The sequence below is a fragment of the Paenibacillus sp. 3LSP genome (assembly GCF_032465655.1).
GTDB classification, from domain to species: domain Bacteria; phylum Bacillota; class Bacilli; order Paenibacillales; family Paenibacillaceae; genus Fontibacillus; species Fontibacillus barengoltzii.
The window spans coordinates 1-10,443 of record NZ_JAWDJI010000020.1 but is presented as its reverse complement, the minus strand read 5'-3'; the positions used below and the strand labels follow the sequence as shown (position 1 = coordinate 10,443).

Below are 10,443 nucleotides of genomic sequence, written 5' to 3'. Positions count from 1 at the left end.
ACGTATGAACTCAGTTGAACGAACTTAAAAGGACGCCGCCAGGCGTTTTTCTTATCTAAAAATTTCAAATTCTGGATTGTAATTTTAAGAACAATGCCTTATTATCTTATCTATGATAATGATTCTCATTATCAAATGATCGTTGAATGGGAGGTGAAATTCTGAATACTACACCCGCGAAACAAAAAAAGGGAAGCCTCTATTATCCCTTTATCCTCCTATTACTCGTCTTAATCGGGGTGTCTGCGGTTTTTTCCGTATCCATTGGTCAAGTCCATATTCCATTTAAGCAAGCGATGACCATTATGCTGAACTTCTTGTCACACGGTCAATGGGGGTCGCTGGAGCATATCGATAACCAATCCTACCTGAACATTATTTTGCAAGTTAGGATGCCTCGTGTCATCTTTTCTCTTCTCATCGGCATGGGACTCGCCTTGTGCGGAGCCGTGATGCAGGCCGTGGTGCAAAACCCGCTCGCGGATCCATACATACTGGGCATCTCGTCCGGCGCTTCGCTGGGGGCCACATTCGCCATTCTAATCGGCTTTGGCAGCGGCGCGCTGTTGTCTCAGTTCGGCGTTGCTTTTGGTGCCTTTGTTGGTGCGATGATCGCGTCGATCGCCGTGCTGATTCTCTCCAGCATTGGAGGCAAAGCGACATCGGTGAAGCTCGTGTTATCCGGGGTCGTGCTCGGCGCATTGTGCAGTTCCTTCTCCAGCTTGATCATTTACATCGCCAACGATGCCGAAGGGATCAAGTCCGTGACCTTCTGGGCGATGGGCAGCTTGGCTTCCTCCAGTTGGGACAAAACACCGATCTTGGCAGTGATCGTGATTCTAGGCTGCGGGCTGTTCCTGTTTCAACACCGCGTGCTGAACACGATGCTGTTAGGCGACGAATCTGCGATAACGCTTGGGATCAACTTAAGCATCTTTCGCAAATTGTACATGATCTTAACTGCGTTAATTACGGGTACGATGGTCGCTTACGCGGGCATGATCGGATTCGTCGGGTTAATCATCCCGCATATCGCCCGTGGCCTATTTGGTGCGGACCACAAGCGATTGATGCCGGGGACGTTGCTTCTAGGCGCACTGTTCATGATATGGTCGGATATTTTGTCCAGAACGTTGATCCATAATGTGGAATTACCCATCGGGATCATCACGTCGGTAATCGGGTCGCCTTTATTTATCTATATGATCGTGAAAAAAGGTTACAATTTCGGAGGTTAAAGCATGGAATTGACCGCGAAACACTTGGAGATCAAGATCGGAAAAAGAGAAATCGTCAAAAATGTTTCAATCCACGTTAAAAACAAACAGTTTGTCGGACTAATTGGCCCCAATGGATGCGGTAAATCGACGCTGCTCAAAAGCATCTACAAGAGCTTGGTCCCGCAGAAAGGCACCATTTTTCTGAATGATATGGATGTATTAAAGACTTCAGAGAAAAAGGTATCACAACATTTAGGCGTGGTCGGTCAATTTAATGAGATGCATTTCGATCTAACGGTGCAGCAAATGGTGATGTTGGGCCGGACACCTCATAAAAAATTGCTGGAGTCGGATAAGCAAACGGATTACGAAATTGTAGACGATGCTTTAAGGAGAACGAATCTGCTCGATTACAAAAACCGCAGTTATTTATCGCTCTCTGGGGGCGAGAAGCAACGGGTTATTCTAGCTAGAACGATTGCGCAACAGCCCAAATTCATGATTTTGGATGAACCGACGAACCACTTGGATATTCGTTATCAGCTAGAGATTTTATCTTGTGTAAAATCGCTTGAAATCGGTGTGTTGGCAGCGCTGCACGACTTGGAAATGGCCGCGCATTATTGCGATTACCTGTACGCGATCAAGGACGGCGAGGTTTATGCGCACGGCAAGCCGGCAGAAGTCCTGACACCGGAAGTGATTGAATCACTTTATCACATCAAATGCCAGACCTATATCAATCCGATTACGAACGGATTAAGCTTCGCATATGGAATTTAGAGGGGAGAACAAAGGATGAAGAAGAGAGTATGGTTTGCCTTAAGTTTAACATTATTGCTGGCATTAACGGCTTGTGGTGGGGGAAACACGAGCACGGGCAGCACGAGTACAAGCAGCGGCTCGGCGTCCGCACAAAATCAAACTGAAAATCAAGCTCAAAACCAAGCTCAGAATCAAGAAGCTGCCACGCAATATCCCTTAACGATCGTGAACTACACAAAAGCGGAAGGCGGTACGGAGTGGAAAGAGAAGGAGCAAGTCTTCGACAAAGCTCCTGAACGGATCATGGCAAACACAAGACCCGCCGCTGAATTTCTGTTGCATTTAGGGTTAGGCGATAAAATTGTCGGGGTTGGCGCAAACTTCGGTGCACCGGACCCTGCAGTGGAAGAGGAATACAACAAACTGAATATTCTGAGCGATGGATACGTTGGGAAAGAAGTGACCCTGGGAACGGATCCGGATTTGGTCTTTGGGCGCGGCGGTTTGTTTGAGAACGCCGATTGGGGTGTCGGCACCGTTGACGTGTTAAATGATATGGGCATCAATACGTATGTCTTAGAGTCTTCGATTACCGGGGGGACCTATGAATCGGTCTACAAGGATATCGAGAATTTAGGGAAAATCTTCAATGTGCAGGATAAAGCCAATGCATTTATACAAGAATTAAAAGCAAGACAAGAAGTGATCAGCACCAAACTGGCGGGCATTACCGAGAAAAAAACCTTCGCTCTATTATTTATGAGTGATCCGAATGAAGTCAGCGTCTACGCCGCCCATGCGGAAAGCTTCTTTAACGATGCGTTCCATATGGTGAAGCTGGAGAACGTCTTCGAGAATAACAGCAGCGACGAGGTTAGTGTGGAATCGCTGATCGGGGCCGATCCGGACGTTCTGATCGTACCAGATTGGAGAACCTATGACGGATCGGATCCTAACACGCTCAAAGAGGCGCTGTATAACAATCCGAAATTGTCCAACATGAAAGCGATCAAGAACAAACAGATCTATGCAGTTGACTACAACTATATGTTTGGTTATGGTTACAACACGATTGATGGCATGGAGCAGTTGGCGAAAGAAATGTATCCGGATTTGTTTAAATAAAATATAGGGAGATGCAAAAAGAAGGCAATCCGCATTTGCGGTTTGCCTTCTTTATTCTTGGTATATTACGCTTCAACCTTTTCCATTTTGGCTGCTTTGGCAACTTGTTTGACGTGGATTTTCTTCATCACGAAACGGGCGATCGGTTGAGCAATCAACATCTCAATCCAGAAAGTGATGCAGAAGTTTTTAGGCCAATGATGAAAGAACCCTTGGATCGGATCGAGACTGATATGACGTTGTCCAACCCACGATCCAATGACCGTCAAGCAGATCGACAATACAGAGACACTGAAGAAAATATTAAACAACGTTTTCGCATTAAAGCTGTCCGTCGGTTTCGTAAATTTAGCCATCAGTTTGCCTACAAGAGGTTTTGCTACAAAGTTGACCAAACACAGCACAATTATCCACATCAACGGGAGGATTTGCAGCGTCTTCAGGTAATTTGTCTTCGAGAACCCCATTTCAAACCCCATAATCAGCGGAGCGATGGTGTTGACCGAGATAATCGATACGATCAACATGTAAATTAGGCCTTCCTTTGCGTTCCAAGGTACTCTTATTTCATTAGGCATGGTTTCATCTCCCAAATCTCAAGTATTTCAGATGGCAGACGAGCAGATTTTGCACAAAAAAAACGCACAGCCACCTCAGATGGCCCTGCGTTTTTGCTGCACACTGATACAAATATTTTAGCATTTTGTGAATGGATGATCAATGTTCAATTTTGTATCGTAGTTCTAAAACTCGATAATCGCAGCGTGGAGGCCATCAAAATGAAAAAACCGATGATTGGTGTATTGCCCTTATATGATGAACACAAAGAGAGTTATTGGATGCTCCCCGGTTATATGAAAGGTATCGAAGTGAGCGGCGGAATCCCCGTCATGTTGCCCCTAACGACAGACTCCGAGATCCTCTGGAACCTGGCCCAAACGATGGACGGCTTTCTTTTCACTGGAGGTCATGACGTAAATCCCGAGCTTTATCACGAAGAAACCATGGAGGTTTGCGGAACCCTCTGCAAAGACCGAGATACCATGGAATCCGTTCTATTTCAACATGTTCTTCAAATGGACAAGCCGGCATTTGGGATATGCCGCGGATTGCAGTTGTTTAATGTCCTGCTGGGAGGCGCGTTATACCAAGATCTTCCGTTGCAGTTTCAGCCCGAGACCCGTTCCTCGATTGTACATAAGCAAAAGCCGCCGTATTCTCAGCCCGTCCACCAGTTGAAATTGGCGGAAGGCACGCAGCTTCACCAAATTCTCCAGACGGATTCGCTGCGAGTCAACAGCTACCATCACCAAGGGATTAAAGAGCTGGCGAAGCCGCTGGTTGCCGCAGCAACAGCGGAAGACGGTTTAATTGAGGCGGTGGTGATGCCAAATCAACGCTTTATGATAGCGGTACAGTGGCATCCTGAATTTATGTATCAGGAAGATGAACCTAGCTTTAAACTATTTACAGCGTTTGTGAAAGCTTGTCAGGGAGAAAGATAAGTTCGTTTCGTCAGACTTAAACCAATGTACCGTGGCGTACACAGCTGACATAGCGTGTCGTGATTGCGATCGCAAAAGAAGATTTAGTATAATGTTCGTATTCTTCTTAATTCCAGAATTATCAAATCCTTCGAAAAGGCAGGTGCATGCCATGAAATTTAGTGAATACCGATATGAACGGCCCGATGTCCAAGCTTTCCAACAGAGATTTCAGGAGCTTCTTCAAGGATTTGCAAGTGCGGAGTCTTACGAAGAGCAAGACCGGATCATGCGGGAAATCAATCAACTTCGCAGCGGCTTCGATACGATGCAGGAGATCGCCGGTGTTCGGCACACGATCAATACGAACGATGAGTTCTATAAAGCGGAACAGGACTTCTATGATGAAGCAGGCCCGGTTGTACAGGAATCGATTACAGACTACTACCGGGCCTTAGTTCACTCAAAATTCCGTGCCCAACTGGAGCAAAAATGGGGGCGTCAGCTGTTCCGGCTGGCCGAGCTGTCGTTAAAGACGTTTAGCCCTGAAGTCATCGAGGATCTGCAGCGGGAAAACAAACTGACCACCGAATACGCCAAACTGATCGCCTCCGCGAAAATCCCGTTTGAAGGGGAAGAACGCAACCTTTCCCAACTGATTCCGTTCCAGCAATCCACGGACCGAGAGGTTCGCAAGCGTGCAGCCGAAGCGGCGTACGGTTTCTTGGCCGAGCATGAGGATGAGCTTGACCGGATCTATGACGAGTTGGTGCAAGTACGGACCAAGATCGCCAAGAAGCTGGGATTCCGCAACTTTGTAGAGCTTGCATATGCCCGGTTATCGCGGACGGATTACGATGCCGAGAAGGTTGCGAACTTCCGAAGCCAGGTGCTCAAGCATATTGTGCCGGTTGCCACCAAGCTGAAGGAACGGCAAAAGCAGCGGATCGGCGTGGACCAGCTGCTGTACTATGATGAGAGCTTTGCTTTTAAATCCGGGAATGCAGTGCCGAAGGGCGATCCGGACTGGATTGTGAAGAACGGGGCGAAGATGTATCGCGAGTTGTCTCCGGAGACCGATGAATTCTTCACCTTCCTGACGGAAAATGGGTTGATGGATCTGGTCGCCAAGCAAGGGAAACGGGCCGGCGGGTACTGTACTTTTATTAGCGATTATAAGGCACCGTTTATTTTCTCCAACTTCAACGGCACATCCGGCGATATCGATGTGTTGACACATGAAGCGGGGCATGCATTTCAAATGTACGAGAGCCGCGGCTTTGAGGTGCCGGAGTATCAATTCCCAACGCTGGAAGCCTGCGAAATTCATTCGATGAGCATGGAATTTTTCACCTGGCCTTGGATGGATTTATTCTTTGAAGAACAAGTCGATAAGTACCGGTTCGATCACTTGGCAAGTGCCGTCATCTTCATTCCTTACGGCGTGGCGGTCGATGAATTCCAGCATTACGTGTATGAGTATCCGGAGGCAACGCCGGCGGAACGCAAGCAAGCTTGGCGGGAAATTGAGCGCAAGTACGTTCCTTACCGAAACTATGCGGATAACGCCTATTTGGAACGGGGCGGATTTTGGCATAAACAAGGACATATCTTCAATTCGCCGTTTTATTATATCGATTATACCCTGGCGCAGATTTGCGCGTTTCAGTTCTGGAAGAAGATGCATGAAGACCGCGAAGCGGCGTGGGCTAACTATTTGCGCTTATGCCAGCAAGGCGGCAGTCAATCCTTTACGGAGCTGGTTCAAACGGCCGGCTTGATTTCTCCGTTTGAAGACGGTTGCGTCACCTCGGTGATCGGCAGCATTGAAGCGTGGCTGGACGGGGTAGACGACACTGTACTCTAGAGCAGGATCCAAATCCGGTGGTAGGGGCAGAGTAAAAGTTATCTCTCCGGATCGTTTAGTTTACGCAAGCGATACGCGTTCATCGCGAATTCACGAAGCTCTTCCAGGATGGTGTAGTTCGCCCATGCGCCCGCAAGTGCTCCGATTCCAGGCACCATCTGGAGCATTTTCCGGAAGTCGATTGCATCGCGATATTCAATCTGAAAGGTCTCCCAGTCCAATGTGTTGGCATATGGGGTATCGCTTGCCCATTGCTCTTGTTCGATATGCCACTGCTTGATGGAGTGTAGGATCTTAGCACGGTTATGCGGGCTGGCGAACGTCATTTGAAATACTTTGAGAATAAACACACGTTCGGAAAATACTTTCGTGTCATATCCATAGACATGAGCCAGTTCGAAAAGAAATTTCATTTTTATGGCAATGAATGCCGGAAAATCTACCGCATTCAGCACTAGACCGCCAGCTCCGGTTCCTGCGCCTTCGGCTACCGCAATTTTTTGATATAAGCGAAACAGTTGGTTCGCTTCTTGATCCGCGGTTTCCAGTTTAATTCCGCGCTGGACCGGGCGCTTTGGCGTATATTCCGCCCCAAATAGCGCCGTGCGCACGATGGTGCGTATGGTGGTCGTAATGATCTGGTGCATTTTCGGCGGGATCAGTTGATTCACTCGCTGACTGATGGACTTTGACGTTTTCTCTAACCATCCCGCCGGCTTAAACATGTTGTGCTCCCATACGGCGATTTCCTTCCGCACCTGCTGTTCGTAACTCACCCAATCGCCCCCTTCAAAAGATCTCAGTTATGTTTAGTGTATCGAAGATCATCTTGAAATTGTATGGACCGAAGGCGGTTTGGGTTCCTTGACTTTAGTCCAGGATATCAAGGTGATTTTTTAGGGGGTAATGATAATAAGCCTAGGCATCCGTAATGTCATAACGGGCACGCCCCGTCTCTACTGATATGGTGTGACCGTCGATATGGGCTTGCTTCAACTCTTTTACCGGAATGAGATACGTATCCTGGGGAAGAGGAACCTCCGTGCCGCCAGGTTGGATGATCCAACCTTCACCCCGCAAATACAAGACAGGCCCGCCGGTATAATCATCAAACATATGGCTGTGATCGTCATGGATCCCTTTCTGTTCTAATTTCAGTTTGATCTCGTCGAGATCGCCTTGTTCTAGCTTGCGGATATGCAAATTGCCGCCGATATGCGCCTCAAGCCAATCCATCACAGGTTGAAGCTGCTCATTCATCTGCATCGGCTTCCTTTCGTTTGCTGTTTGCGTTTGACATGAGGGGGCCGCAGGATCCCTGAAAACCATCATTCATTTTCAGATCATTCAAGTGTTCGCGCATGTCTTCATCCCCCGGCAGATCCGCTGCCAGTTGGACCATTGGCGGACGAAACTCCACATGCCCGCGTTTGCCGGCTTTGCTCATCTTATTTGCACTCCTTCCACCATCTATAAAGGATAATACGGAATGTACGTAGTATGACCTTTGGTTGCCGAGCTTATCCTTTGTCTTTTTCCAGCAGTTTCAACAACGGACGGAACGCAACTATACAAACAACGGAAGCGTCTAACCTTTTACAAGACAACTAGAGAGGTAGACAGATGAAACTTAAAATGATGCCGATGGTAGGTGCTGTTCTCAGCTCCATGTTTATTTTGGCAGGGAGTGCTGCAGCTGAAGAACGGTTTTCGGATCTCCAGCATGTGAAATGGGCGGAAGACAGCATTACCTATATGGCGGACAGGGGAACTGTTGCTGGAGTTGGAAATGGGAAGTTTGCACCAGAGAAACCAGTGACTCGGGCGCAGGCCGTAACTTTTCTCGTAAGAGAGCTGTATCCGGAGCAACTGCAATCCGGGGCGGTAAGCCCAAGTTATACGGATGTACAATCAACCCATCCTTTTTATCATGAAATTGGCATTGCCAAGCACTATGGGCTGGCCAGCGGGTTTCCCGATGGTTCCTTCCATCCAGATGCAGCGATGAGTCGTGCGGAGACCGCTGCATTTTTAACTCGCGCATATGCGCTTACGACAGGGGGGATGTCGGTTAGCTTAACAGATGTTCAGCACCATTGGGCGGCTGAGCCCATTCAACTTATGAGCTCCAACGGACTGATTGGCGGATATGCCGATGGCACGTATCGGCCGGATCGTTCTGTTACGCGGGCAGAGTTTTCGGTGTTTCTCGCCCGGGTGATTCGCTTTGAACGTGAAGCGGCCATCGCGTTGCAGGACTGGGACAAGTTGATCTCCTATATGACATTGAGCGAACAAGTGGGCCAAATGTTGATGCCTGACATCCGTCAATGGAATGGCCAAGCGACCACTACTGTAAATGAAGGATTAAAACGCACCGTTCAGGACTTGGATTTGGGCGGGATGATTCTTTTTGATAAAAACATCGTGAATGCCCGTCAGGTCGTGCAGCTCACCCATGATCTGCAAAAAGTAGCCGGCGAACTTCCGCTCTTTCTTGGCGTTGACCAGGAAGGCGGCGTAATTAAGCGCATCCCCGGGGGAACGAATCTGCCAGGTCAGATGGCGCTGGGCGCATCCGGAGATCCGATACTGGCTAAAGCGGCGGGAAAGCTCACAGGGGAGGAGTTGCGGGCGCTGGGATTGCAGGTCAATTTTGCTCCGGTCCTCGATGTGAACAGTAATCCAGATAATCCCATCATCGGGATGCGTTCCTTTAGTGCGGACGCGGATTTGGTATCACGACTTGGTCTCGCCACGATTCAAGGGCTGCGTCAAGCTGGGGTGATCGCAGCTGTGAAGCATTTTCCAGGGCATGGGGATACGACCGTGGACTCCCATTTGGGCTTGCCCGTCTTGACGCATAACCGAGAGCGGCTTGATGCGGTGGAGCTGAAGCCGTTTCGGACCGCGATTGAAGGCGGTGTGGAGATGATCATGACCGCACATATTGCCTTTCCGGCGATTGAGAATGAGCATGTGACTTCACTGAAGGATGGCAGCCAAGTGCCAATTCCGGCGACTTTGTCGAAGAAGGTATTGACCGGTTTGCTCCGCGAGGAATTGGGTTATCAAGGGATTATCATTTCGGATGCTTTTACCATGAACGGGATTGCAGAGCACTTTGGAGAGAATCAAGCCGTCGAACGAGCTGTTAATGCGGGTGTTGATATTATTCTGATGCCGCAGCATCCGGAAGCTGCTCATAAAACGCTGGTTCAAGCAGTGGAGAACGGGCGCATTCCGGTGGAAACCATCCACAAGTCAGTGAAACGTATCTTGGAGTTGAAGGCGAAGTACGGATTATTTGATCAAGAGAAGTCTCTTCCACAGAAGTTCAGCGCGCTTAAAACGATTGGTTCTGAGGAACATCGGGCGATAGAGCGGGAAATTGCAGAACGCGCCGTCACCGTTCTCGCCAGCCGTCATGGTGAAAATCCTGATTCCATTCAACCAAGCGACCGAGTTGTTATTGCGGCAACCGATAAGGAGCAAGCGGAGCAGCTCCAAAGACAGCTGACCCAAACAGCCAGCAACCGATCGCTAAAAACGGAGATTGCCGTGATGGGTCAAGGCAAAACATTGGGAGTGCTTCAGAAGATGGAGCAGGCAGATTATGTCATTCTGGCTTCTTATCAGTTCCGTAACGTAGCGAGTGAGTTCGGGTGGTCCGAAATTCAAACCGTGGTTGATACGTTAAACAAGTTAAATAAGCGGTATGTGCTGTTATCCCTGGGCAACCCGTACGAAACGATGTATGTGCAGAATGTGCGCTCAGCGCTTGCCGTTTACGGAAAACAGGAGCCCAACACTCAAGCGGCGATCCAGGTGCTGCTTGGGCAGTTGAAGGCAGAGGGAGTCTTGCCAGTTGCCACACAATCGATACAAAAATGAAAAAAATTTAAGAAATGAAAAGAAAGAGATAATCCTGAATTTCGAAAGTAATCTCTTCTGAAAAAAATAAAAAGTGCTCCAAATCTTT

Annotated in this window: 10 protein-coding genes; 6 read left to right on the top strand and 4 right to left on the bottom strand. The window is 48.4% G+C overall.

The window, feature by feature from the left end; translation table 11 throughout:
• Positions 1 to 146 precede the first annotated feature (146 nt).
• From RW092_RS01205 to RW092_RS01195, 3 genes are read left to right on the top strand one after another with little or no spacing between them, the layout of a single operon-like run.
• On the top strand, positions 147 to 1,238 hold the full coding sequence (locus tag RW092_RS01205) for a FecCD family ABC transporter permease (RefSeq protein ID WP_316009295.1): 1,092 nt from the start codon (positions 147 to 149) through the stop codon (positions 1,236 to 1,238).
• Between the two features lie 3 nt (positions 1,239 to 1,241).
• A complete protein-coding gene (locus tag RW092_RS01200) occupies positions 1,242 to 2,003 on the top strand; it encodes an ABC transporter ATP-binding protein (protein WP_028537651.1) in 762 nt (253 codons plus the stop codon).
• Between the two features lie 15 nt (positions 2,004 to 2,018).
• Positions 2,019 to 3,110 carry an ABC transporter substrate-binding protein gene (locus RW092_RS01195; protein WP_316009294.1) on the top strand — a complete coding sequence of 364 codons (1,092 nt, stop codon included), beginning with the start codon at positions 2,019 to 2,021 and terminating at the stop codon, positions 3,108 to 3,110.
• Positions 3,111 to 3,175: 65 nt separating this feature from the next.
• Here the strand turns inward: RW092_RS01195 and RW092_RS01190 are convergent, their stop codons facing one another.
• Entirely contained in the window at positions 3,176 to 3,688 is a 513-nt protein-coding gene (locus RW092_RS01190) for a hypothetical protein (protein ID WP_316009293.1), read from the bottom strand.
• 201 nt (positions 3,689 to 3,889) lie between these two features.
• On the opposite strand from RW092_RS01190, the gene RW092_RS01185 reads away from it, so the two are divergent.
• Positions 3,890 to 4,615, top strand: coding sequence for a gamma-glutamyl-gamma-aminobutyrate hydrolase family protein (locus RW092_RS01185; protein WP_028537648.1), 726 nt, complete (start codon positions 3,890 to 3,892; stop codon positions 4,613 to 4,615).
• A gap of 151 nt (positions 4,616 to 4,766) precedes the next feature.
• Positions 4,767 to 6,461 (top strand): M3 family oligoendopeptidase, encoded by a 1,695-nt coding sequence (locus RW092_RS01180; protein WP_316009292.1) that lies wholly within the window; start codon positions 4,767 to 4,769, stop codon positions 6,459 to 6,461.
• A gap of 38 nt (positions 6,462 to 6,499) precedes the next feature.
• On the opposite strand, the gene RW092_RS01175 is transcribed toward RW092_RS01180, so the two are convergent.
• The 3 genes from RW092_RS01175 to RW092_RS01165 form a co-directional block, all read right to left on the bottom strand.
• Positions 6,500 to 7,237 (bottom strand): EcsC family protein, encoded by a 738-nt coding sequence (locus RW092_RS01175; RefSeq protein ID WP_316009291.1) that lies wholly within the window; start codon positions 7,235 to 7,237, stop codon positions 6,500 to 6,502.
• 142 nt (positions 7,238 to 7,379) lie between these two features.
• A complete protein-coding gene (gene ymzB, locus RW092_RS01170; protein WP_051134907.1) occupies positions 7,380 to 7,721 on the bottom strand; it encodes a protein YmzB in 342 nt (113 codons plus the stop codon).
• Positions 7,714 to 7,908 (bottom strand): hypothetical protein, encoded by a 195-nt coding sequence (locus RW092_RS01165; protein WP_028537644.1) that lies wholly within the window; start codon positions 7,906 to 7,908, stop codon positions 7,714 to 7,716. The genes ymzB and RW092_RS01165 overlap by 8 nt, the downstream gene beginning before the upstream one ends.
• Before the next feature lie 176 nt (positions 7,909 to 8,084).
• Here RW092_RS01165 and RW092_RS01160 point away from each other — a divergent pair, with 176 nt between their 5' ends.
• On the top strand, positions 8,085 to 10,355 hold the full coding sequence (locus RW092_RS01160) for a glycoside hydrolase family 3 N-terminal domain-containing protein (RefSeq protein ID WP_316009290.1): 2,271 nt from the start codon (positions 8,085 to 8,087) through the stop codon (positions 10,353 to 10,355).
• Positions 10,356 to 10,443: the final 88 nt, after the last annotated feature.

Coding starts and splice junctions, on each gene's coding strand:
- RW092_RS01190 (WP_316009293.1), bottom strand. CDS start 3,688: ATGCCTAATGAAATAAGAGTACCTTGGAACGCAAAGGAAGGCCTAATT.
- RW092_RS01195 (WP_316009294.1), top strand. CDS start 2,019: ATGAAGAAGAGAGTATGGTTTGCCTTAAGTTTAACATTATTGCTGGCA.
- RW092_RS01205 (WP_316009295.1), top strand. CDS start 147: ATGGGAGGTGAAATTCTGAATACTACACCCGCGAAACAAAAAAAGGGA.
- RW092_RS01180 (WP_316009292.1), top strand. CDS start 4,767: ATGAAATTTAGTGAATACCGATATGAACGGCCCGATGTCCAAGCTTTC.
- RW092_RS01200 (WP_028537651.1), top strand. CDS start 1,242: ATGGAATTGACCGCGAAACACTTGGAGATCAAGATCGGAAAAAGAGAA.
- RW092_RS01160 (WP_316009290.1), top strand. CDS start 8,085: ATGAAACTTAAAATGATGCCGATGGTAGGTGCTGTTCTCAGCTCCATG.
- RW092_RS01185 (WP_028537648.1), top strand. CDS start 3,890: ATGAAAAAACCGATGATTGGTGTATTGCCCTTATATGATGAACACAAA.
- RW092_RS01165 (WP_028537644.1), bottom strand. CDS start 7,908: ATGAGCAAAGCCGGCAAACGCGGGCATGTGGAGTTTCGTCCGCCAATG.
- ymzB (WP_051134907.1), bottom strand. CDS start 7,721: ATGAATGAGCAGCTTCAACCTGTGATGGATTGGCTTGAGGCGCATATC.